The 23768-nt window shown below is 65.7% G+C and carries 23 protein-coding genes; 3 read left to right on the forward strand and 20 right to left on the reverse strand.

Annotated features, from left to right (window positions below; genetic code table 11):
• Window positions 1-5 precede the first annotated feature (5 nt).
• Entirely contained in the window at window positions 6-3002 is a 2997-nt protein-coding gene (locus BV95_RS03125; protein ID WP_037447255.1) for a type I restriction endonuclease subunit R, read from the forward strand.
• Between the two features lie 30 nt (window positions 3003-3032).
• Here the strand turns inward: BV95_RS03125 and BV95_RS03130 are convergent, their stop codons facing one another.
• From BV95_RS03130 to BV95_RS22630, 6 genes are all read right to left on the reverse strand, one after another.
• Window positions 3033-4772 carry an ATP-binding protein gene (locus BV95_RS03130; RefSeq protein WP_037447258.1) on the reverse strand — a complete coding sequence of 580 codons (1740 nt, stop codon included), beginning with the start codon at window positions 4770-4772 and terminating at the stop codon, window positions 3033-3035.
• Complete coding sequence (locus BV95_RS03135) at window positions 4769-5821, reverse strand: SIR2 family protein (RefSeq protein WP_051749604.1); 1053 nt, start codon at window positions 5819-5821, stop codon at window positions 4769-4771. The genes BV95_RS03130 and BV95_RS03135 overlap by 4 nt, the downstream gene beginning before the upstream one ends.
• A 56-nt stretch (window positions 5822-5877) precedes the next feature.
• Complete coding sequence (locus BV95_RS03140) at window positions 5878-8499, reverse strand: AAA family ATPase (RefSeq protein WP_037447263.1); 2622 nt, start codon at window positions 8497-8499, stop codon at window positions 5878-5880.
• A complete protein-coding gene (locus BV95_RS03145) occupies window positions 8496-9611 on the reverse strand; it encodes a metallophosphoesterase family protein (protein ID WP_037447265.1) in 1116 nt (371 codons plus the stop codon). Before BV95_RS03145 ends, BV95_RS03140 begins: the two co-directional genes overlap by 4 nt.
• A 92-nt stretch (window positions 9612-9703) precedes the next feature.
• Window positions 9704-9961: a DUF5818 domain-containing protein gene (locus BV95_RS24500; protein WP_234703089.1), complete on the reverse strand. Its 258-nt coding sequence runs from the start codon at window positions 9959-9961 to the stop codon at window positions 9704-9706.
• Between the two features lie 6 nt (window positions 9962-9967).
• The gene (locus tag BV95_RS22630; RefSeq protein ID WP_051749605.1) at window positions 9968-10462 is read right to left on the reverse strand and encodes a thioredoxin domain-containing protein; all 495 of its coding nucleotides are present in this window, start codon (window positions 10460-10462) and stop codon (window positions 9968-9970) included.
• A 192-nt stretch (window positions 10463-10654) separates the two neighbouring features.
• Here BV95_RS22630 and BV95_RS24905 point away from each other — a divergent pair, with 192 nt between their 5' ends.
• Entirely contained in the window at window positions 10655-10969 is a 315-nt protein-coding gene (locus BV95_RS24905; RefSeq protein ID WP_062791992.1) for a protealysin inhibitor emfourin, read from the forward strand.
• Window positions 10970-11079: 110 nt separating this feature from the next.
• Complete coding sequence (locus tag BV95_RS03160) at window positions 11080-11490, forward strand: response regulator (protein ID WP_037447270.1); 411 nt, start codon at window positions 11080-11082, stop codon at window positions 11488-11490.
• On the opposite strand, the gene BV95_RS03165 is transcribed toward BV95_RS03160, so the two are convergent.
• From BV95_RS03165 to BV95_RS03230, 14 genes are all read right to left on the reverse strand, one after another.
• Window positions 11475-11879 (reverse strand): hypothetical protein, encoded by a 405-nt coding sequence (locus BV95_RS03165; RefSeq protein ID WP_010409157.1) that lies wholly within the window; start codon window positions 11877-11879, stop codon window positions 11475-11477. The genes BV95_RS03160 and BV95_RS03165 overlap by 16 nt on opposite strands.
• A 96-nt stretch (window positions 11880-11975) precedes the next feature.
• The gene (locus BV95_RS03170) at window positions 11976-12467 is read right to left on the reverse strand and encodes a hypothetical protein (RefSeq protein WP_010409155.1); all 492 of its coding nucleotides are present in this window, start codon (window positions 12465-12467) and stop codon (window positions 11976-11978) included.
• Window positions 12464-12955, reverse strand: coding sequence for a hypothetical protein (locus BV95_RS03175; RefSeq protein WP_116463088.1), 492 nt, complete (start codon window positions 12953-12955; stop codon window positions 12464-12466). Before BV95_RS03175 ends, BV95_RS03170 begins: the two co-directional genes overlap by 4 nt.
• Before the next feature lie 2 nt (window positions 12956-12957).
• A complete protein-coding gene (locus BV95_RS03180) occupies window positions 12958-14112 on the reverse strand; it encodes a nuclease-related domain-containing protein (RefSeq protein ID WP_010409151.1) in 1155 nt (384 codons plus the stop codon).
• Complete coding sequence (locus tag BV95_RS03185; protein WP_196803787.1) at window positions 14109-14987, reverse strand: CsgG/HfaB family protein; 879 nt, start codon at window positions 14985-14987, stop codon at window positions 14109-14111. Before BV95_RS03185 ends, BV95_RS03180 begins: the two co-directional genes overlap by 4 nt.
• Window positions 14959-15288 (reverse strand): hypothetical protein, encoded by a 330-nt coding sequence (locus BV95_RS03190; protein ID WP_037447279.1) that lies wholly within the window; start codon window positions 15286-15288, stop codon window positions 14959-14961. Before BV95_RS03190 ends, BV95_RS03185 begins: the two co-directional genes overlap by 29 nt.
• Before the next feature lie 26 nt (window positions 15289-15314).
• Window positions 15315-15524: a hypothetical protein gene (locus BV95_RS03195; protein WP_010409146.1), complete on the reverse strand. Its 210-nt coding sequence runs from the start codon at window positions 15522-15524 to the stop codon at window positions 15315-15317.
• Window positions 15525-15615: 91 nt separating this feature from the next.
• The gene (locus tag BV95_RS03200) at window positions 15616-16377 is read right to left on the reverse strand and encodes a hypothetical protein (RefSeq protein WP_037447284.1); all 762 of its coding nucleotides are present in this window, start codon (window positions 16375-16377) and stop codon (window positions 15616-15618) included.
• Complete coding sequence (locus tag BV95_RS03205; RefSeq protein WP_035386407.1) at window positions 16364-17095, reverse strand: type IV secretion protein; 732 nt, start codon at window positions 17093-17095, stop codon at window positions 16364-16366. The genes BV95_RS03200 and BV95_RS03205 overlap by 14 nt, the downstream gene beginning before the upstream one ends.
• Complete coding sequence (locus BV95_RS03210; RefSeq protein ID WP_037447293.1) at window positions 17085-17411, reverse strand: hypothetical protein; 327 nt, start codon at window positions 17409-17411, stop codon at window positions 17085-17087. The genes BV95_RS03205 and BV95_RS03210 overlap by 11 nt, the downstream gene beginning before the upstream one ends.
• Entirely contained in the window at window positions 17408-17644 is a 237-nt protein-coding gene (locus tag BV95_RS03215) for a hypothetical protein (protein WP_037447296.1), read from the reverse strand. Before BV95_RS03215 ends, BV95_RS03210 begins: the two co-directional genes overlap by 4 nt.
• A 2-nt stretch (window positions 17645-17646) precedes the next feature.
• A complete protein-coding gene (mobF, locus tag BV95_RS03220; RefSeq protein ID WP_016509811.1) occupies window positions 17647-20721 on the reverse strand; it encodes a MobF family relaxase in 3075 nt (1024 codons plus the stop codon).
• Window positions 20722-20724: 3 nt separating this feature from the next.
• Entirely contained in the window at window positions 20725-23214 is a 2490-nt protein-coding gene (locus tag BV95_RS03225) for a type IV secretion system DNA-binding domain-containing protein (protein WP_037447302.1), read from the reverse strand.
• The gene (locus tag BV95_RS03230) at window positions 23201-23491 is read right to left on the reverse strand and encodes a hypothetical protein (protein ID WP_016509826.1); all 291 of its coding nucleotides are present in this window, start codon (window positions 23489-23491) and stop codon (window positions 23201-23203) included. The genes BV95_RS03225 and BV95_RS03230 overlap by 14 nt, the downstream gene beginning before the upstream one ends.
• Window positions 23492-23768 lie beyond the last annotated feature (277 nt).

Raw genomic sequence — 23768 nt, forward strand, 5'->3', positions numbered from 1 at the left:
AACTCATGGGCGAGGGGCACGCCGCGTCGAAGGCGCACCAGGAGCACGTCCTGGAAAGCCACATGGTCGACACGCTGGTCGCCCGGCAGGGCTACGCGGAGCGGCCGCCAGAGGCGTTCGACCGCAGGCGCGCGCTCGACGTGGAGACAGTAGTCGGCTGGGTGAGGCGGACCCAGGCCGCGCAATGGGCCCGCCTGGAGGAGCAGTACGCCGGCACCGCCGAGGCCGAGTTCCTCAAGCAGCTCGAGGCCAACCTGAAGAGCGCCGGCACGCTCGGGGTGCTGCGTCGCGGAATCAAGCTCATCCCCGGCATTCGCTTTGCGCTCTGCCACTTTAAACCCGCGTCGGGGCTTAACGCCAAACTGCAGGCGCTCTACGAGAGCAACGTCCTCACCGTCATGCGGCAGGTGCGCTACAGCTCGCGGAGCGAGAACTCCATCGACGTTGTCGCCTTCGTCAACGGCATCCCGGTCGCCACGTTCGAGCTCAAGAACGAGCTGACCGGCTCCACCTTCAAGCACGCCGAGCAGCAGTATATGAAGGACCGTCCGGCGGCGGGCGAGCCGCTGCTGACGTTCAAGCGCGGCGCCATCGTCCACTTCGCCATAGACGGATCGAACGTGTCCATGACGACGCGGCTGATGAACGGGAGGACGCGATTTCTGCCGTTCAACCGGGGTCGCGCCGGGGGCGCCGGCAACGAGGATGTGCCGGGCGAGTTCCGCACCTCCTACATGTGGAGCGATGGTCCCGACGGCGCAGCCGTCCTGTCGCGAGACGTGCTGCTCGACGTGATCGGCAACTTCGTCCACCTCGACACCCAGGAGGTAGTGGCGCGCGACGGGGCGGTCGAGACGCGCGAGACCCTGATCTTCCCGCGCTTCCACCAGCTAGACGCCGTGCGCGCGATGATGGCCGACGCGCGCGACCACGGTGCCGGGCGCAACTACCTGGTCCAGCACTCGGCTGGCTCGGGCAAGTCAAACACAATCGCCTGGACCGCGCATCAGGCGATCACGCTGCACGACGGCGCCGACCAGCCGGTCTTCGACACGGCCGTCATCGTCACCGACCGCGTCGTGTTGGACCGCCAGCTCCAGCGCACCGTCGGACAGTTCGCGCAGACCGCCGGCGTGGTGAAGCAGATCGACGGCACCTCGCGCCAGCTGAAGGAGGCCATCGCCAGCGGCGCTCGCATCGTCGTCACCACAATCCAGAAGTTCTCGACCGAGCACCTGGCCACGCTGTCGGGCCAGGCCGGCAGGCGCTTCGCCGTCATCGTGGACGAGGCGCACGGCAGTCAGTCGGGCCGGAGCGCGCAGGCCCTCTCAGACGCGCTCTCTCGCGACGGCGCGACGGCGCCGACCGAGGTTGAGGACATCATCGCGCAGCACCAGGCGGCGCGCGGGCCCCAGCCGAACATCAGCTACTTTGCGTTCACCGCGACGCCGCGCAACGTCACGCTGGAGCGGTTCGGCAGACCGGGCGACGACGGACTGCCGCATCCGTTCCACCTCTACTCTATGCGCCAGGCGATCGAGGAGGGATTTATCCTCGACGTCCTCCAGAACTACATGACCTACAAGGCCTACTACCAGCTGGAGAAGGCCATCGAGGACGATCCCGAGCTGAACGGGCGCCGCGCCCAGCGCCGCGTCGCCCGCTTCGCCTCGCTGCACCCGGCCGCGCTCGGGCAGAAGGTGGAGGTAATCGTCGAGCACTTCCGCCGCCACGTCGCCGGCGAGCTCGACGGACAGGGCAAGGCCATGGTCGTGACCCAGAGCCGCGAGCACGCGCTGCGCTACTACCGCGAGATTCGCGAATACATCGAGGCGCACGACTACCATGACCTGCGGCCGCTGGTCGCGTTCTCGGGCGAGCTGCGGATCGACGACCAGACGTGGACCGAGGCTCAGGTCAACGGCTTCGGCGAGGCCGAGCTGCCGCGTCGCTTTGACGAGGAGTACCAGGTGCTCATCGTCGCGGAGAAGTATCAGACCGGCTTCGACCAGCCGAAGCTCTGCGCGATGTACGTCGACCGCAAGCTGGCCGGCCTGCAGGCGGTGCAGACGCTGTCCCGCCTGAACCGCACGCATCCCGGCAAGGAGCGGACCTATGTCCTCGACTTCCAGAACACCACGGAGGACGTCCAGACCGCCTTCGCGCCGTTCTTCGAGGCGACGGTCATCGAAGCCAACTCGGACCCGAACCAGATCTACGCGCTGGAAAGCCGGCTGCGCGCCTTCGGCATCCTGGACGCGGGCGAGATCGAGCGGTTCGCCGCGACCTTCTACAAGGGGCCGCTCGACGGGCACGACCGCGCCCGGCTCGAAGGACTGGTGCGCCAGGCGGTCGCCCGCTTCGAGGCTGAGGAGGAGGAGCGCCAGGTCGAATTTAGGCAGCTCGTGCGAAGCTACATGCGCTTCTACGCCTTCGTGTCGCAGGTCGTGCGCCTTGGCGACACCGAGCTAGAGAAGCTTTACGCCTTCGCGTCGTGGCTGGACCGGCTGCTGCCCGACCGCGAGATACCCGGCGACGTCGAGATCACCGACGAGATGGTCCGTCTCCAGGCGTTCCGCGTCGAAATGAAGGAGGAGGGCTCGGCCTCGCTGCCGGCCGGCACCGGCTCGCCCCTGTCGCCGATCACCGAGTTCGGCGCCAACCCTATGACAGAGGAGGAGAGCCGCTCGCTCTCCGAGATCATCCTTTCGTTCAACGAGCGCCACGGCGGCGACTTCAGCGAGGCCGACTTCATCCGCTTCGAGGCGGTCAACCGCGAGATCCTCGACGGAAATCTCGTCGAGATGATGCGCAACAACCCCGACGACGTGGTCTATGGGGCATTTCGCGAAATGTTTTTTCGCGGCGCGGTCCGCGCGTTCCAGCGCGACAACGAGCTTAAGAGCGTGATACTGACCGAGCCCGCGATGCGTGAGAAGGTGACCCGGCACTTCTTCCGTCGGGCGCAGCGCGCCATACGCGAGCACGGTCGGGCCGCTTAGGTGACAAAGGATCGGCCGGCAAATCATCCTTCACTTCTGCACGCTCTGTCGCCGCCAGCTCTCAACCGCCTTCGTAAGGTCGCTTGCGCTCGACCCGTCGGACCACTTGTCCCAGAAATCGATCGTGCCACTCAACGGCTCATTGCGAGGCTTCGAGATTCGAATTCTAGTCGGCAATAGGATGGCATCGCCGACCACAAGTGCCTCACCGGTATCAAGCACAGGAAGTAAATCGCTGAAGCCGCCAAGGCTGTCAGGGAGCAGGCGTCTGACGACGGACTGATCGTCACCGTTCGTGAGCCTCATGGCAATTAGATTACTGCACTGGCTGACCACGGTGCGGTTGACCTCCGACGGGCGCTGGCTGATCACCACCAAGCCAGTGCCGTACTTGCGCCCCTCCTTTGCGATGCGCCCGAAGATCGCGATCGCGTTTTCCGCGGCGCCTGACGTAACCTCCTGCGGGATGTAGAGGTGAGCTTCGTCGCAGAAGAGTGCGATCGGGTGCCTATCGCCGCTCGGCAGCCATTGCTGCACCGAAAAGGCCAGTCTCGCCACAAGGCCAACGATCAGCGGTAGAATGTCCGACGGCACCTCTGAAAAATCGATGACCTTGACACCGCCCGTACCGCCCTTGGCGGATCGGCCGCCCAGCAGTGTCGCAACCAGGTTATCAAGCCATCCGTAGTTTAGAGTTGCCTGATCGCTCGGGAAAAGAAACCCAAGCCTACGGTCTGTGGTCTTGCTTTCCAGACGTTGGATCAGGCGGCTCAGCTTTCCGTGAAAGTCGCCCTGCTTGTCGCCTCGTGAGCCGGCGACCATCTCGGTATTCAGTGCTTCGAGCCGTCGAAGCACGTCAGCGATCTCAAACGGCACCGGACTGTCGATGGTGAAGTTGGCGAGCACCTCATCGTGCTTGCCCTGCTGAAGGTATTGCCGCTTCGCCTCAGTGATGGATCGCGACATGAGCATGGCTTGGTTGGGTGCGTTCGCGTCCGACCGGTCGACGAACATGGACACGAGCGCATCGTAGGTCAGCAGCCAGTATGGGAGGTGCAAAACGCCTTCAGCCAGACCACGACATGCCTCAATATCCGCGGGGCCAGCAATGCGAAAGTGCTGAAATCCATCGCCGGCCATGGATCCATACTCGCCATGGATGTCGAAGACGATGGCGTTGGCGCTCGCGAGTTCTGCAACCTGCTCGAGCAGGCGTGCCGTGGTCCAAGACTTCCCCGATCCCGTGCTGCCGACGACCAGCGCGTGCCGCTGGAAGAGTTTGTTCCCGTTCAGTAAGGCTTCGGCGTTCGGATCCAGAGTGTAGGAACCGAGCGACAGGCGCTGCCCATCTCCCGACACCGCAGAGATCACCTGCATGAACCTGGTCAGCCGCTCGCCTTCGAGGGCAAAGCAGTTGGCGTCGATCTCGGGCACGGATTCCAGCGTGCGGCGGAACACGTTGGATTGCTGACCCAACCGCCCGACCAGCGTCCCAATCAGCGCAATGCGACACAGGTTGAGTTCTGGCGTGGCCTGCTCCGGCTCCTCCAGATCCAGCGCGTTAGCTTTCTGTTCAACGGCAGTGCGGGTGATCTTCTGGATTATGCCAACCAAGTGCTGGCCTGCGCGACTACTCTGGAGCGCTACCAGACGGTTGACCTGTAGCGTCCGGAGCGTCTCGACATCATCGACACGAACGACGACGGTCGCGGTGTCGACAGACTGGACGCGACCGAAAGTTTCGCCATCATCGTAGTTCAGGATCGTCACGCATCTGCTCCGAGTGCTGAATCGAGGAAGTTCGCCAGTGGCCAGATCGTCTGATCGGGGAAGCTAACGCCGGCAGGCTGTAGATGGGTGTAAGCGCGTGTCCCGACGCCCCCGTCTCCCTCTTCAAGTGCGAGGTACTTGCGACACCGGCCGCCACGGAGGAACGCCTTCGTCGTTTCCGAAAGACACTTGGTGATTACGATGATTGGCACAGAATCGACATCGCAGCGCTCGACCAGCTTCGTCTGAAGGTGCTGATCATTGAAACCATAGCCGACGCAGAAGTAGGCGCGGGCGCGTTCCAAAGCTGCATCGGAACAGGTGAAGATGGTCCGAAATGGCTCCAAATGAGCGAGCCTGTATTTGTCGATGCCGGGAGTAATCATCAGCGGCACATACCCGGCGGGCGTCTCGCGACAGCCTCTGACGCCGATAATCTGGTGGTCGGCGTCCTCGAACCAGTCCAGTGAGCCGTGCACCTTCCAGACGTTTACAACGCGACCGCTATCGCCTGTGGGTCGGGGCGCTTGCGCCTGAGTGCGGGTCTGAAGATACCCGGAAGTGAAGCCGCTGAAGTGGATGAGGCCCGCCGCGTCGGCAGCATATTCCGCCAGCCTATCGTAGTTCGGAGTGATGACATCGACAGTACGATGCGTGCTGCTGAACAGATGTCGATAGAAGCGCGACAACGGCAGGTATCGCCGATCGCTCAGCATCGCCCCAAAAACCTGCTCGTCATAGGGCAGGAGAAAGCTTCTTGTCGCATCGGCCACATAGCCGGTCTGACGGCCAGTAAGGCGTACGGCACCGAGGGCGCTTTCCAGGTCCGTGCCGCGCCGGAGTTCAGAATGGAAAGCACTCCATTGCGTCGCTTCATCAGCACTCGGTGTATCAACACCGGGCAGACGACCCAATTTGTCGGCCAGCAGCCACATACCTGGAACGCCATGCGCCGCGGACGCGCCGCTTCCTAAAATGATGACTGGCGCAAGCGCCAGTGCCTCCTGCGCGAACTCCAGCATGTGGTCGAAATCCGACCCGGTACTCATGACGACATGCCCCTATTACGGACCGCTATGGCGGCGGTACTATGCTCAATGGACCCTTAGCCGATGGTGATCCTATGCCCGCCCATGTGCCGAAAAGCTCGTTCGCGGCACGTGAGTAGAATGACCTGCATGCGCTCGGCCGCCCGGGTCAGGATGTCGGTCATGACTTCCAGACGGGCATCGTCCGAGTAGACCAGCGGGTCGTCAAGGATCAGCGACACCGGCTCGCCCTTCTCGAGCAGTAGGTCGGCGAACGCCAGTCTCGTGAGCACCGCCAGCTGCTCCTGCGTGCCGCGGCTGAGGTCGCCGCAGCCCTCGCTGACGCCGCTGCGCGCGATAGAGGTCAGCCCCAGCTCCTCGCTGAACGTGACGTCGCAGTCCGGCAGCACGCGGCGGACATACTGGACGGCGCGCCTCGTGACCGGTCCAAGGAACGTCCGCGACGCCGCCTCCTGCGCCTCATTCAGAGTGGTCCGCAAAAGTGCCAGCGCATCCGCCTCGGCTGTGAGACGCACTACCGTCTGCTCGGCCGCGGCTTCCTCTTCCCGGGCGGCGTCGACCTGGCCTGCCAGACCCTTCGCACCCTCGCTTGCGATCGTGGCCTCCAGGCCGGCGATCTGCTCGATGAGTGCCAGCCGGCGGTCGCCGGCACCGGCTGCTGCCTTGTAGATGTTCGCGAGCCTGAGCCTCAGCCGATCCAGGTCGAACGCGCCGACCGCCTGCTCGGCCGCGACCCGGTCGCGCAGGCGCTCCGCCAACTCCGCCTCGGCCGCCATCAGATCGGCTTCCAGGTCGGTCCGGCTCCGTGCGCCGGTGAGCGCTGCCAGCTGCGTCCGCGCGTTCGCCAGGTCACGAGCCGCGCCGGCCGCCTCGAGCCCTAGCTTCCGCGACGCCTCCTCGGCTGTACGGAGCTGCTCGACCGCCACGTTGTGCCGTCCGAGTGCGGAGCGCTCCTCCTCCGAGCGAAGGATCTGCGCGGCCTCGAGGCCGGGCACATCGACGGACGTGTCCTCTTCGGCCGTCTGATCGACTTCCTTCGCCAGAAGCGCGCGTAGGGCCGCGCCGCCTGTCGCCAGCCCGATCATCGGATCGGCGACGCACAGGGTGTCCACCTGCCGCTTCAGGCCCTTCACCGCCTCACCGGCCGACCTGGCGTTGTTGGCGCGCGCGACCGCGTCGGCATAGCTCGGGACGCCGAGCCAAGCCAACGCGGCCGCCAGCGCACCTTCGGCAGCCTTCAGCTCGGCCGCGGCCGAACCGGTGCCGGGCGGCACGACCCGTACCGTCGCGTGCCGGCCCACCTCGATCAGCGTTGCCGCGGTGACCTCGCGCGCCGCATCGCCCATCGGCTCGCCGTCAACAATGATCGGGGTGCCATCCAGGCTCGTCACCTCGACCCGAACCGCGCCCGCCGATACGACCGCGCGGGCCTCCACCACGGTCTTGTCGAGCCGGGCCAGCTCCTCCAGCTGCTCGGACGCGATCGCCTGGTCCGCGACATTCTGCTGCGTGGCCAGTTCGGCTTCGAGCGCGTCGAGGCTCGTCATCCGCTCCCGCGCACGCGCGATCGCCTCGAACCGCTGCCGGCGCGCGACTGCGGCGCGAGCCGTGCGGAGTGCCGCCTCGGCCGTGTTGCGGGCCTCGCGAGCACGGCACAGCGCGGTCCGCGCGTCCTCCTCGCTCCGGATCGCCTCGTCCCGCTCATCGCCGTGCTGTTCAACCGCGGCATTCGCGGCGGTATTGGCCGCCTCGGCCTTCTCAACCGTCGACTGTGCCGCGTCGATCGCGGCGATCTTCTCGGTCAGCCGCTCCACGGTGCCGTTCGCCGTGTCGTACCGCGCCTGGGCCGTAACCAGACGCTCGGCTGAGGACTCGGCAAGCTTCAGGTCGGCCGCGAGCCGGTCCCGCAGCGAGGCCTGCTCCTCGTCCCCCAACTCGCGCTCGATGCGACGTCGTGCGGCGCGCGCGTCCTCCAGTTCCGTGAGGGTCGCCTCGTGCGCCTGGGCGAGCGCCTCGACGCCGGCACGGTGCTCGCGCGCTGCGTTCAGCCTGTTCTCGGCCGCGGCGAGCCGACCCGTCGACCTGCCGCGGCTGCCGGTCCTGAGTTCGGCATAGGCCTCCTCGACCCGGGCACGGACGGTGTCGAAACGCCGCCCGCCAGTGATCGTGCCCACCTCGCCCTCCAGCGCGGTACGGACGTTATCGCGAACCAGCCGGTTGGGCGCGTCGACACGAAGGGCACTGGCCTGCTCGACCCAGAGCAGCCCGAGCGCGCCGCGCGTGTCGGGGTCGGTGCCGCGATTGTTGCCGCGCTCGAAGCCGAGCAGCGTCTGCAGCTGCTCCTCCGCCGCGTCACTCTCGAAGCGCCCGCGCGGGCCGGTAAGCTGCACCCTTTGCGAGCGAAGGAACTGCTTCTCCACCTGCCAGCGCTCGCCCGCCACCTCGAAGCCGACCGAGACCCTGGGCGCCACGTCGTCCCCGATCGGGCAGTAGGAGCGGGTCAGCTCCGTCCTGGCCGAGTGGCGAATGAACAGCGCCGCGCGCAGCGCTTCCAGCAGCGTCGACTTGCCCGTCTCGTTCGGCTCGACCACGACGTTCAGCCCTGGCTCGAAGCCCTCGAGCCTGAGCGGACGGCGAAAGCGGCGGAAGTTGTCCAGTTCGAGCGAGACGATCCTCACCGTGCGCCCTCCGTCGCCCGGATGGCCTCGACGTAGAGCCGCTCCAGCGCAGCGGCCGCAACGGGGTGGTCCGCACCGCCCGCGTCGACTCGTGCTTTCAATAACAATGTGGCCGTGGCCAGCGCGCCCTGGATGTCGATCGCAGCGATGTCGTCTTCGGTCGGTTGGGCGGTCAGGCTCGCATCGTCGACGTCGAGCCAACGCAGCGCATGGCTGAGTTCGTCCGAACAGGTGCGCCCGACCGCAACCCGGTCGGCGAGAGACAGCGTACCCGAAAGCACGAGCCTCACCAGGGTAAATGCCTGGTCCACCGACGCCCGCAGGGCTCGCAACTCGCGCTCGAAGTCGTCTAGATTGGCAAGTTTCCAATTCCGCTCGAGCCAGCGGAAACGCCCTGTCTCCACCGTTTCTATCGCTGGCGCGGCTCCGCGACGCACGTCGGCGACGATGACTCCACCCGGCTCATCGCGCCCGAACCTGTCCACCTCCGGCGTGCCGCTGTATGCGGCACGATCACCGATCGGCATGAAGCCGTGCCAGTCGCCCAGCGCCAGATAGTCGAGTCCGGAGCGCTGCGCGCGGTCGGGCGGGATCATGTTGTCGGCTTCGCCGCGCGCGCCGAAGTCGACGACCGAACCGTGCGCGAGCCCGATGCGAAGGGCACCATCCGGTGTCGCCATGCCGTCGAACGCACTTGTCGGGTCTTCGCGGGTACGCCGGTGCTCCAGCGGAGCGGGCAGCAGCCAAGCGCCATCCTCCATCTCGACCGGCTCGGGCGTGTCGACCACGCGCACGTTGGCCGGCGCCGCACGGCGCACGCGCGACCACAGGCCATCCGATCGGGCATGATCATGGTTGCCGGGCAGCAACCACCAGGTGCAGGGTGCCCGACCCATGCGGGTCACCGCCTGCACGACCTCGCGATCGGCTGGACCGGTGCTGTCAAACACGTCACCAGCGACCACGACGTGAACGGCGTCACGCTCCCGCGCGAGCGCGCCGATCCTGTCGATCGCATCAAAGCGCGCTTCGCCCAGCGCGGTCCTGACCTCCTGAGGAAAGCGGCCGAATGGCTTACCAAGCTGCCAGTCGGCCGTGTGGATCAGGCGCATGGGCGCTGCGGCGAGATTGTGGCATTTCCGGTCATGCTCAGCACTCTAACGCGGCGAACGATTGGGGAACAGGGCCGACTTACAACGGCTGATCACGCTGGCTCTGACGCTCGGCACTCGAGCAGCGGATTGTGACTACCGATGTGTCCATCCAATGCTTCAAAGGACCGCACAGCGAGCAGATCGCAGCCGTCGCGCGTGCCCGTGACTCGGACGCGACGGCCGGCAAGTTTACGCGCCCCGCTTGGCGCATCAAGACGCCACTCACCGCCATCGTCGGTCCGAAGGATCAGCGACCGCCCGTTCCGCAGCAGCAGTCCGACCAGATTGTGAGCAGTCCCGCGCGGCACCGCTGTTCAGGCCTTTAGGTCAAGGTGACGCAGCAGCGCCTGCCGGTTCGCGTCGTCGTCATCGTACAGGGTCAGCCAACTTGCGGCGAAGTCGTCCGAGTGTCGTTTCCAAGCGGCATAGGCGTCGTCGGGCGAAACGGTGATCCGCTCCGCCGCGAGTACGGCGACAAGGCGCTCCACGTCATCAGCAACCGACCTTCGGCGAGCCTGCTCGTCAAGGTCGGGCTTCAGACGGGCGTGGATTGGTTCCTCTGCGCTCTGCGCCGCCCCGGCTGAGTCAGACGCCGCTACAAGGCTGGTGTCCGAGGCGCTGCCGGTTTGGTCGCTTCCCATAGCTCCGGCCGACCGCTGGTCGAGCTCGGCGAGCCGCGTGTACTCCTCAACGGGCATGACCACGAGCAAGGCAACGCCGTCCCGCTCCACGGCGATCGCACCAGCCTCGGCCGCGGCCAGGCATGCACGCACCTGCGCCGGTGTGGTAGGAAAGGGGACGCTTCGCATCGCTACACCGTAGCATCGTGTATTCAGCCGAACGAGCCTCAGCAGAAGCAAATCCGCGAGACGGGTTTGCGGCGCGCACCACTCGTGCTTTCAGTATTTCTATCTCTGGCTCGACCTGCTGCAGGTAGGTCGGCAACATGGCCATTGTAGCCGAGGTAATCGGTGGATTGGGACACACCAGTGCTGGCGAGGATGACGCTTGAGGTCAGGGGTGGCCTCACACACTTTCCTGGCCTTGTGTCGAAGACGGTGAGCGTGACCTGCACAGACCCGCGGGACGTCGATCAACTCGCTGAGTTCGCCGATGCCGCACTATTTTTCTCCCGTCCCGATCAAGGTGACAAGTGCGGTCCCGACGCGAGAACATACCTACTTAGGATCGAGCTGGGCGAGCGATCACGAGCGCTGACCGTCGCTGATCCGATCAATGATAAGGAAGTGGCGCGGCTGATCCGTTTTGTGAGGGCGCTTGCCGCGGAGCGCGAGGGTCAATCTCCTCAGCGGTAGAAATTAGCCCCTTTCGTGAGAGCTTACCTGTCGCCAAGAGCCTGATCACATTTGCAGCCAAGCTGAGACTAGTCTCAACTATCTGAAATGAGTCTCACTTTCGTTGCAAAGTGACACTCGCGGTCGATGACGTCCCGATCATCCTGATGGACATGACGCTGATCCTGGAGGACGCCGGCTTTCGCTGTCATGAGGCGATGGACGGCGATACCGCGATCGTGCTGCTGGAGGAGCAGGCCGACAACACCATCCTGCTGTTCTCCGATGTCGAGATGCCGGGATCGATCAACGGCTTTGCGCTGGCGCGTCATGTCGCACAGCACTGGCCCTGGATCGAGATCGTGATCGCCAGCGGCAATATCCGTCCCAATCCGGGTGACATGCCCGAGAAGGCGACGTTCATCCCGAAGCCCTTCTCGGCTGCGATCGTCCACGAGCACCTCCGCAGGACGCTGCCTGACGGCAAGAAGCCCGCGCCGCTGAAGAATGCGGTGACGACGCCGGTTCAGCCGGGAGCCTGAGCCACCCCTGCCGAGGCGAGCAACTGCGCGTCGGTCGCGTCGCGGTTGTCGATCCACCATTTGGCGTCCGCGATGCCGAGCAGCGCCGCGCCGGTTTCGACGCTATCGAGAGGTTGATCCTTGCGCAGCAAGGCGATCCGTTTTGCGCGAATGGTCGTTGCCCAGCTGACCTGTCGTTCCGAGCCGTTGAGCGGCGCCAGCGACAGATGGGCAACGGCTTGTTGCGAGGCCGCGGCGTCGCGCTCGTTCTCTTCCTGGCGCTGCTTGCGGTAGCACGCGCCGCAGACCGTCGTGCGCAGCCAGGTGGCCTTGCGCTCCTGCTGCGACGCGAACCCGGCAATGAAATGGGTTTGCTCATGGCCGCAGGTGTGGGTGATGCGATGGTCCATGACGTTTAGCCTGTCATATGGGCCGGATTTGTTCCAGCGGGATTGAGTCGAGCCGTTCGGTTCCGGCGACCGATGCTCGCGGCATGAAGATGGCGATCACGACCCGAGTGGGCTGCTCATCACCAGCACGGTCGCGCGCGCGATCGGCGCCGGCGCTACGCCGGCTCTGAAGGGGGCGACCGCCCCCCACCGCAGCGACTTGGCGACGGGGCGATAGCTGACCGGATGGATGCCATCCCGGCTCGGTTGCGCCCGCAGCGGGATGACGGTGTCGCCGAAACGTGCCGCGATCGACGTGACAATGGATGACGCGCGCAGGTCGTAGGGGGCAAGCCAGGCCACCTTGACGGCGGTGGTTCGCCGCCTGAGCGCAAGAAGGTTGGTTGGGAGCGCCGGACTGGCGGCATCGTTCGACCCGAGTGCGATGAGGGCGACGGTGGCGGCCGAAGCGCCCCTCACCCGCCGCTCGATCTCGGCCGAACCGGCACCCACGCGCGCATGAACCTCGCAGCGTATGCCCTGTGCTGCCAATGCCTGCGCCGTGCCGACCGCGGTGCTGTCGCCCAGGATCAGGCAGAAGGGAATCATGGCCGACCAGCCTGATGGGCAAGCGGTTTTCGTGGAGTGGTCATGTCGCCGTAGGCAAGCAGCCCGAAGATGGCGACAGCACAGCCGGCGATGCCGAACGCTGCGCGTGCCAGCCCGATCAGCCGCGCCTTGCGACCCTTGCGAAGGTGGTTCCACCCTCGATCGAGCGAGGTACGCCAGGACAGCCAGCCATCGCCGATATCGCTCGCGCCGAACATCGCGATGGGGATCGCGACGGCCAGCATGATATGCCGGATGTCGGCGCGGGCGATCACGATGGCGAGAAAGGTCGCGACCAGAATGAACAGCGCGATGGCGTTGATGACGCTGTAGAGCGGGCGCAGCCGAAAGATCCGACGCGAGGGCGCAGCGAGGTAGCGCACGATCGGACGGCGGCAGGTGTCGCAGACCAGCATGTGCTGCCCCAGCGGCCAGCGGCGCATCGCCTCATGGCAATACGGGCATTCGGGCCGGGGCAGGCTGATCATATTCATGCGACGTGGCCGACCCTGATCGCATCGGGAAGTGCAGCCCGGATCACGTCGGCGACGTCGGGCACGCAGATCCAGTTGGAGAATCTCGGGTTCCAGATCGCCTTGCCCTTGCACAACGCGGAAAGAACCTCCCTGCCGATCTCATCGTCGCGCGCGGCCCGGAATGCGATGCGGCCATCTGGCAGTGTCCGCTCGACGATCCCGGCGCATACCTCGATAGGTGCGCCCGCCTTGACGGGAACCGCCTTGGCAGGGGGCGATACCTCCAAAACGGTGCATTCAACCGCTACCGATGTGGAGGGACTTTGCGCCGGATGAACAGTGACAGGCTCTGCCTCGACGTACGGCGGCAATTCCGGCACAGACGCGGCCTGGACGATGGGCATGTTGATCGGCCCAGACGGGTCGCCGGTATGAGACGTATCGGCGGCGTCCGTGCTGTCAGGAACGATGCCGAGGCGGGTATAGATATCGCCCTCCTGGACATGGTCGGCGATGAGCTGGTCGGCGATCTCGACCATCTGCGCGGCGGTGACGCCGGTCGAAAACATTCGTCCCAGGGGCGATGACCCGCCGAACGGCACCCAGGCTTTGTAAAGGTTGTCGCATTTGTAGATCGGCTCGTCGCTGCCGATTTTGGAACGGTCGATCATCGCGGTGGGCGGAACGGACACGAATACGCCGACCTCCGCGAACGCCCTGTCATGCCCTTTTCGCTTCAGCCACGCCTGCAGCACCTTGCGTTGTCGTTTGGCCTGTTCGACCGGATTGGGGATGTTCTGCGGCTGACGTTGCGAGCGATACCAGACCATCCATTCGCCATGCTCGTTCTTCGAGATCCGGCCAGAGTAGTTCTTGGATTCGAAGATCGAGGCGGTGCGCGACGCCCGCGACAGCAGGATATGATCGAACTGCGCGAACCCGCCCTGCCCGTCCGGCAGGCGCAGATCGTGGATAAGCAGGTTGCGGTCGTTGTCAGGCCCGAATTGGTGATCGAGCATATAGGCGGTCTCGCGCTCGCCCCGCATCCCCTGGCGATGGTTCCGCACCGTCGATCGCACGCGCTCGGGGAGAGCCGCGAACTCGTCGGACGCCATCACTTCGTCGGCAAATGCGATCTCGGCCGCGCGGGTCGATTTCTTGCGGATCATCGTTTCGGCGTTCCCGGATTTGGCTGCGGCAGCGGTTGAACCGCCTGCGCCGGTAGCGGCGCGGAGGCGGGAGGCACCATTGCGGGCGGCTTGGCCGGCACCAGCCTCGCCTCGAGCCGTGGCCGTGCATCCTCGATCAGCTTGCGGAACGCATCGAGCGTCGCCAGCGTGGTGATCTTGCCGATGTCGGTCGAGGCGTAGCTTCCACCGAGCGCACCCACGCCAAGGCCGAGCAACAGCCCACCGCCCACGACGCCGATATCCTTCTTGCGCGCCGACCCGCTGGCGACCGCTTCCTGGATGCCGGTGTTCACGTCGACCAGCGTCATCAGCACCTGGCTTTCGAGTGTCTTCGACTTGAGCCCGACCGCCCCGCCGAACACACCGCCGACCCCGCCCCCGCTCTCACGCGACTTGGCGTCGGAATAGACCACCTTCACCTCGATCAGATAATCCGCCTTGGTGACAGGCCGGGTTGTGGCAGTCCCGCCATTGATCGCGCGTTCGCGTTCGAGCGCGCTGAACGCCTCGCCGCGATCGGCGACGCGGAAGCAATTGGATCGCGCGATCATCAGCTTGACCAGTGGCAGCGCGTCGACGCGCGCGGTCGAACCGCCGTTCTGCATCTCCGCCATGCGCATGAGCGCCTGCAGTTGCGGCGACAGGCCATCGGCCGGGTTGGCGGCCTTCTCCTCAACCAGCGCGGCAACGCCGAGCGGCACCTGGCATTGCGGCACGGCGGTCGTCTCGTCGACGCCGGTGCCGCCCTGCCCCAGCTTCTGGGCGTGGGCCATTGAAGGTGTGACGGCCGCGAGCGCGGCCGTCACGACGAGCATGCGGGTGCGATCAAGCACCGGCGCCCGCCTTCTTCGCATGCGCTGCGGGATCGCAGATCCCGGCACGCTCCTCGTCCGCCGCAACTTTCTTCGCGGCTTCGTCACAGTCCTTGCAGTCGGGACAGTCCGCGCAGTCCTTGCATTTGCCGTTGTGAAGCGCGTGCGCGCGATAGCGCGCCTTCTTCGCCTCGACCTCGCGCGCGGCATCGGTGCCGGCATGACTTCCGGCGAAGCTCGCCATCGCGAGCAGGACCGGCGCCGACGACTGCGCGCTGGCGGCCGACGGCAAGGCCACGGAGAAGGCGGCAAGCCCCAGCGCGGCGATCATCTTCAGTTTCATCGTGTGTACTCCTTCCCTGGCCGTTTTCAGAAGAAACCGTTGCGTCGGCCGTCGCGACGGTCATCGTGGCGGGCGCTGCTGTCGCCCAGCGCCGAGCGCCGGACCTCCAGCTCAACCCCGTCCCCCTTGCGGCGAATGCGGACATCCTGCGGGGCGATGTTGTTGCGCTTCGCCCAGCGGTCTGCGTCGGCATCCGAGCCGAACTCGCCCATTTCCTCGAAATCCCAGTTGCTCATGTCTCCTGTCCCGGTTGATCGCCGTGCCGGCGCGCGGGGGCCGGTCCTGGCGGTGCGATGCGAAATCCCCGCGCGTGGATGAAGGACAGTGTCACTGGATCGAGGCCGGTTTGGCGGCGATGCGCCGGACCACGAGATTGCTGTCGGCCCCCAGACGAAGATCGAGCGTGTGCCCGACCCGTCGCGTGAACAGCATCACGCCGGCAACCTCGTCGTGCAGCGTGCCCCTGCCGAAGAAGGTCCGAGAATCTGCCCATTCGCGGCCGTGGATGAAGCGGACGCGATATTGGCCGAGCGGGGCTGGCACGGTGACACGCTCGAAGGCGCGGACATAGACCGACAGCCGGTTCTTCGCCGTCGCCGGATCGAGCAGCTGGACGATGCTATTGTCTGCCGCACCCTGAATGGTCAGGTGGCTTCTGACGGTTCGCAGGTCGACGCTGGAGGAGACGGCGACCGTTCCCGATTCCGGAAAACCGGTGTTCGTCCCCACGATTGACGCGAACAGGCTGGAGGTTGCGCGCTTGATCTGGCCCTGCCCGGCCCAGGCCGCAAGGACCAGTGCGATGGCAACACCGACGCCCAGCGCCTGCCAGTAAGGGGCCGGCGTGAAGCGCGGGCGGGGCCGCCATCGACCGCGCTGATAATCGTGGCCCCTGTTCCTGGCTTCGAACCACGACCCTTTCGATCCGCCAGATATCCAGCTCGCGCTCCCCAGCGGCACCGATTTCCTGAACCCGAAGCGGTTCAGCTCGACCCGTGCCTTGCGATCGTTCCATTGCGTCGCACCGGGATCGAGCCCCTGCCGCTTGCGGTAGCGATCGCGCATATAGTCGCGATCATCGATGCCCATCGACCACCTCCATCGACTGCGAGGGGAGAGCCAGGGGAAACACGTCCATTCTGGACAGCATCGCGTGATCGCGCAGCGAGGCCTCGACGGCGACAACCTCGCTCGAAGTCAGTCCAGGTTCGCGTCGTACGAACAGGATGGTCGACGCCGATCCTGCCAGCCAGCGCGCGATGGAGATCCTGGGCATCAGCCGGTCGTGGTCGGCGAAAGCGTGGGTCGCTCGTCGCACGCCGGCCAGCACGGTCATTCCCCAACGCAGGGCGTGACCGTTTCCAGAATCGTGTCCCGCCGCCTCTGCGACGGCTTCCGGCGGGAGATCCCGTATCAGATCGCGGACGGCCGAAAGGGTCGCACCAGGTTCATCGCCGGCATGCTGGATCGCGCGGAGCAGCACATAGCGCGAAGCGCAGGTGTAGCCCGAGCAAACGTCAGGATCGTCGGGAAGGAACGCTTCGATCGCGGACGAGCGTGCATAGTCGCTCGGATGGTCTGCGAAGAAGTCCCAGTTGCCGCGCGCGGGGTCGATCAGCTGGTCGCGGACCTGGTCGGCGAGTTCGGCGATCGCGTCGCCATCGCCGAATACCGCGAGCCGGCCCCCGTCACCGGCGCGGACCGCTTCAAGCGCCGCTGCCGTCAGATCCGCGGTTTCGGCGATCGTGAGGGTCGCGTGCGTCGGCTCGGGTTGGCGCCGGAAGCGAAAAGGGAAACTACCGTCCACCGGGCGTACCTTCGGTTGCGGGCGGAACGAAAATTCCACCATCGGTGTGGAGCGACGCGCTGACGATTCCGCATCCGACCGCCCAGGCGAAGGTGAAAGCCGCCACCACGGCCTCCAGGAGCCCCGCCTGACGCAGCCGGCGCGTCAGGGGGACGAGCACGCGCGGCGCGGTTGACCGTGGCTCCACGGGCTTCCTGCGGGCCTGTTGGAGATGCTCGGACGCGCCCTCGATCGCATCGCAGGGCGGCGTGTCGAGCCGCGAGGTCCGGCCGATGCGGGGAGCCCCGTGCATATAGTCGCGGTCGGCGAGGCTCATCGTGCTGGCTCGGGCCGGACCCGGAGGGCACGCAGCGCGCGGGTGAGCGGCAGGAGTAAGACGTAGGTCAGGCCGAATATCGCGGCCATCGCGAGCGTTTCGCCGCCCCAGTCGAGCGCATCGTCGCGCCGCGCGAGCTGGCTGCATTGCGCGAGCGTATGGGTGTCGAGATCGCAGGCGTGCCAATGTTTCGTGGCGATCACCTGATCCCAGGTCGGTGGCGACGTGGTCATGCTCATAGCTCCAGTCCGATGTCCTTTTCGGGGTAGGGAAGTTCGATTTCCGGCTTCTCGACGCCGATCCGCAGCGATGCGGCTGCAAGGGAGGGATCGTTCTTGAAATCGGGCGGCTGCCGCTCGACGGTTTGGCTGACGTCGGCGCTCGGCTCGCCCCCAACTTTCTCCGGTCCGCGATCGAGGTCGGGCGGCAGCGAGGGGTTGAACGTCTCGCCCGCGCCTGCTTTCGCCGCTGTGCCGGCAGCGCCGCGATCGGGATCGATCGTCAGCGCGCCGGTGGTTTCGAGCGCCGAGGTCTTGTTGCCCTCGTTGCGCTCGATCGCGGCGGTCAGCTTCTCGCGGTCGTCGGTGAACAGCTGGATGTCGTCGCGGACGCGCGTAACGGTGACGTTGAACAGGCGTTGGTTGGAGAGGTTAGATTCCTTGTGGCTCATCACCGCGATCGCGGTATCGGTGGTGATGCCCTGCGCCGCGTGCATGTTGAGCGCGTAGGCGAGGCTGATCCGCTCCATCATCGGATCGCCCGCCTTCAGCTCGTGGAGCGTGCCGTCGCTCGCCTCGACCCTGATCCCCGACGGGTCGGCCGAGACGACGCGGGCGATGTCGTTGTTGTTGAGGCCGCGGTCCTTGTCGTTCTGCGTCCAGCGGATCCTGTCGCCTTCGTGCAGCCGGATCTCCTCGCGCTGCGCGAGCTGCATCGCATCGGTCTTGTCGACCGGCGATATCTTCTGCGGATCGAAGGTCCGAACCCGGTTGCCGATCTGGACCTGGACGCGGCCCTTCGCGTCGACGCCGAGCACGTCATAGGTGCCGGGGCTGAGGCCGAGTTCGCGCATGGCATGGCGCAGGTCGATCACCTGGCCCGGCTTGTAGGTATGCGCGTAGCGCAGTTCCTCACGCGTGACGTTGACCTTGTCGAGGACGGGCGTAACGACGCCCTCGCCCTTCAGCGCCCCCTCTGCGGCGAGGCCGTCCTGGATGCGCACGTTGAGCTCGGCGCGGGCGACGCGGCCCGAGGAGAACATCGCGGTGGTCTCGCGCTGTTCGGTGGTTAGGCCCAGCCAGTGTTCGGCCGCGGCCTTCACATGCTCGGGGTTGGCGGTGACCTTGTCGCCGAGCATCGCCATCGCCTCGCGCACCTCGCCACGGTTGGTCAGCGCAGCGACGGTGCGCAGCTGCTCGGTGCGCTGGCGCAGATTCTCGTCCATCCGCGCCATCGTGATCCCGCCGGCCTGCGCGAGCGCGAACGCCTTGCCGGCGTCGACCGCGGTGATCTGCTGGCGATCGCCGATCATCAGGAAGCGATCGACGCCGAGCGCATTGGCGATGCCGACCAGGTGCTTCATCTGGTCGGAACCCACCATCGAGGCTTCGTCGAGGATCAGCGTCGTGCCGGCGAGCGCGTCGCGCGCGCCGTCATAGCCCGCTCCCTTCCCAGCGAGCGCGTGGCGGGCATAGCTGTGGACGAACGAGGAGACGGTGCGGCTCTCGATCCCGGCTTCCGCGCCGAGGCGATCGGCGGTCGCCTTCATGAGCGCGAGGCCGACCACCTTGCCGCCCTCCTGCTCGACGTTGCGCGCGACGCTCGCCAGCATGGTCGACTTGCCGGCGCCCGAGACGCCTTGGACCGCGACGATACGATCGGCGGAGGTCAGCGCCATCGTCGCGGCCGCCATCTGGCCTGCGTTGAGTTCCTTGTCGCCCGATGCGGCGTTGATCCGCTCGATGACGGTGTCGGCGGAGACGATCACCCGCCCCTCCCCCTTGCCGCGCTCGATCTCGGCAAGGATACCGCGCTCGGTCGCGAGCGCCTCGGGCGTCGTGACATGGGTGACGACGCCGTCGATCCGGTCCTCCTTGCCCGGGATCAGCTTCTCGTTGCGGATGAGCTCGGAGACGCGCGCGTCGACATGCGCGGCGGTGACACCCTTCAGCCCGAGGTCGAGCGCGGTCCGGGTGATGTCGGGCACGGCGAACGCGGCTTCGCGCTGGGCATGGATGCGGATCGCGGAGGCGACGGCGTGCTGGGCGCGCAGATCCACCGGCGCGATGCGCAGTCGGTCGAGACCGCTGGCGACGAGCGGATCGGCGGATCGGAACCACTCGCCCAGGCTTTCGCGGATATTGGCCAGGACGTCACCGAGGCGCTCCATCGGTCGTGGCTGGGCATCGAGGCCGCTAGTGCCGGCACGCTCGCGCGCGGCATCGACCAGTGCCTTGCCGTCGAATCCGAGCGCGGCCGCCCGGTCACGCCATTCCTGGCGCAGGGCATCGCGATCCTCGACGTTCAGCTTGGCGTCGCGGGTATTGTTGGTCACCTTGCGCAACGCCTCGGCGGAGGTGACACCGAGCTCGCCGGCTTTCGCCAGGATATCGGCGCGCCGCTGGCTGAAGGTGTCGATCACCTCCTTAGGCACGCCGGCGATCTCGAACTGGCCGTGCTTGCCGGTGACGCTTGTTTCGTAGCCGATCTTTGCCAGCTCGGCGCGAAACTGGGCGTGATAGGCCGCGCCGATCGTGGTGTTGTTCTTCCAGAGTTGCTGGTTGTGGAGCGCCTGCCATGCCCCGTTCGCCATCTTGGTCATGTTGGCGATAAGGACGTGGATGTGGCCCTGCGGATCGAGAGCGCGGCTCGTGTCGTGCTGGAACAGCGCATAGACGAGGTTGCCGGTACGCACCGCATCCCCTGACCTGGACTGATCGTAGGTGCGGCCTTCGGCGAAGGTCTTCTCGACCCAGCCCATCGTCGCCTTTACCGCGTTCATATGCGCGGTGAGCACACGGGCGTCGCCGGCGACATAGGCCATGACGCTCGCCGATTTCGGCATCGAGAATGTCAGGTCGACGCCTAACCGCCGACCCTCGACCTGCCCGACCTTCTCGCCATCGGGCATCTCGCCGTTGAGGATCTTCTCGAAGTCCTCCTTGGTCACCTCGCCCTTGAGGCCAAGATCGGCCGCGCCCACCCCGCCCCAGGCGGTCGCCTCGGACGAATGCTCGGCGGTGTAGTAATCGTCCTTGGCGAAATACTGCGCCGCGCCGGAGGCGGATTTGACGGAGGCGACCGACAGCATCGGCTACATCCCCATGTCCATGTCGTCATCGATCTCCGGCGAATGATCCGGGCCATGATGACGATGGTGGTGATCGGGATCGCGCTGCGTCGCAAACCCATCGCGCAACTCACGGGTCGCTTGGTCCTCATGGCGGTTGCCATCTTGCCGACCGAGATCAGAGCCACTCATTGGTCGTTCGGCGTCCGATCGTTGCGCGTTCGGGCCTGCCGTGAGCGTTGGCGACGCCCCCGGATCGGGAAGCCTCAGACCGATCCGCGCGTCGCGCACCTTTTCGGACGCGACGGGAACCGCTGGCTCCGCTGCGCGGACGGCATCGGCGCCGGTTGGGCTGGTCGTGACGCCCTTCCCGGTTACCTGATCGATCACCACCGGCAGCGCCCCGGTGACCTCCATCGCCGCAGCCGCCTTCTCCGCCTCGCTACGGGGCTTCTCGGGCTGAGCGGCGGTCAGGTCCGGCTGTTCTCGTTCCCTTGCCTCTACGCCTCCCACGGGCCGCGTGGGGGTATGTTCCCGGCCGCCCTCACCCCCCTCATCCGCGACCTTGTTCCGGGCGGTCTGACGACGCCGGTCTTCCGGCGAGACGTATTCGGTCGGCTTGAAGTTCTTGCGGGGAACCGCCCCCGGCGCGACCTCGGCATAGGACCGGTACTTGAGTTCGATCCGCGCAGCGGGGAAACCGTCGGGAAACTTCACGAAGCCGTGGAGCGACGGCAGGTTGTTGATGTCGTCGGGGATGACCAGCGGTTCGATCGCGGTACGCGGTGTGAGCGTCGAGGCGTCGCGGGTATTGTTGTAGCCGTAGCTGTATGCCTCATCCATCTGACGGACTTCCCGGCTGCCGATGAACTCGGAGCATTTCTCGGCCGTCGTGCGATCGGCGGTGGCGAGGATCAGCTTGGTGCGCGCGAGGCCGGTGAGCGCGGTCGCGTTCTGCAGGCCATAGGTCGCGACCAGCTTGTCGAACGAGTGGATGCCGAGGACGAACGCGCCTCCGAAGTTGCGCGCCGACTGGAGGCCATGCTCGATGCCGGGCAGCGCGTGGAGCGCGTGTACCTCGTCGAACAGATACCAGGTGCGCAGATCGCGCGTCTTGGGCAGGCGCATGAGGTTGTTGACCGCGAGGTCGATCCACAGCGTGAACAGGCCGCGGGTCATCTCCAGGTCATTGTACGAGCCGGTAATGAACATGATCGAGCCGTCACGATTGTCGGTCGCGATCCAGTCGCGGATCGAGAAGGCGGGCGGGCCGCCCGGGACGGGGTCCGGCATGAAGCGCAGCGCCTGTCCGTTGACGTTCAGGACTGATCGGATCGACTCCGCCATGCGGGCCGCTTTCTCCGTCGTCAGCGGGGCCGCGATCGTGTCGTCCAGCTTGGCGTTGATCGACTTCAGGTCAGCCTGCATCAGGTGATGCGCGATGGCGGCATTGTTGGCCTCGCCCATCTCCTGAAGCTTCAGGCACATCTCGATGAACAGCATGCGTGCGGCGTTCTGCCAGAACGGCTCCTTGTCGTCGGGATGCGAGGGGATGAGGGCCGAGGCGGCCGACACGAAGTCGGCATAGTTGCGGCACTCGTCGAACAGCGTCCACGGCGCGCAACGCTCGTCCATCGGGTTGAGGATAACGTCGGTTTCGGGGTTGTAGAATGTCTCCACGAACACCCCGGTAAGGTCGAAGATGACGGCGCGATGCCCGCGCGCACGAAGCTGCGAGACGTGGCTGCGCAGCTGCGTCGTCTTGCCGGTGCCGGTGGTGCCGATGAGCATGGTATGGCTCTGTTCGAGCCGCCACGGATAGGGGATGCCGGCGATCGTATAGGGAACGTGGATGCCCCGGTCGATGCGATCGAGGATTGGAGCCTTGGCGACCAGCTCCGGGACGTATGGGGGCTCGTGCTCGGCGCACTCGGTTCGGAACCTGCGCCGGTTGTGGCCGCTGACGGTTTTGACGAGGACATCTCGCTCGACCAGCAGGGCGCCGCGGTTATGGCGTTCCTGGAGCATGTCGCTGCCGCGCTTGTTGGCCCACATGATGAACCACATGATGAGCGGAGCGGCGATGAAAGCCGACATGACGAGCGTCGTCAGGAAGATTTTGATGGTTTTAGCCCAGGCGTGAACGACATGGGGCTCGTAGGGAACGTAACCGATCGGAACTTTCGTCACGACGCCGTTGGGCAGGGTCAGGTTGATAAGGTGGAATCTGTCCGCGCCGACCCATGTCCAGATCGCCGAGTAGAGTTTCATCAGGTCGAGCTGGAACTCATGCTCGGCGAGGCCCAGCCAGACGAAGATATTGAACAGGACGATGAACGTCCCGAGCCAGATCCAGATCGGCACCTGGAGGCCCGCCCAGGTCATCTTGTACTGGCTGGCAAGCAGCTGCGAACCGCGGGTGAAATTGCCGGAGTTGCGGGTGATCCGCCCCCGCGCTGAATGGTGCTTTACCGTCGCCGCCTGACCGTTGAACCGGATATCATCGCTGCGCATGGTGAACCTCCACGCGCTCCTGGGCGATGTCGATGATCTTCTCCGCGTAGTCGGGATGCTCGCGGGTAACGATGAGGTCCATCGAAGCCGACAGTTGCTCTAGGATGAGCAGGACGCGACTGACGTTGAAGGAATGGCTCGCGACCGCCAGTGGAAGTCCGAAATGAAAGACTAAACGGGACGCCTCCGAGCGAGAGCATCCACGCTCTTTCGCGAAGCTGTCCAGGGTCGCAACAGCCTGACTCGAAAGCCTGAAGCCGACGTGGTGTGTAGTCATGATCCATCCACTCAACTGGTGGATGGTGGGGATTTCGGAGCCGGAGGTTTAACACGCGATTTCAGACATCGCCATAGAAAACGTATTACATGCCGAGAACGTCGAACTAGACGCTATTTCAACGGGTTAGCGAACTCCGGCTAGGCTTTTCCACCATGAGAACACGACACACCCTGTGAACAGACCGTATTTCAGGCACTTAACCTGCGGCGTGCCGCGTACGGTGTGCAAATCCTTAGGGACTGTCGCGGTGGTGGTGGCATCATGGCTGGATGTC

The sequence above is a fragment of the Sphingobium chlorophenolicum genome, assembly GCF_000722875.1.
GTDB lineage: Bacteria > Pseudomonadota > Alphaproteobacteria > Sphingomonadales > Sphingomonadaceae > Sphingobium > Sphingobium chlorophenolicum.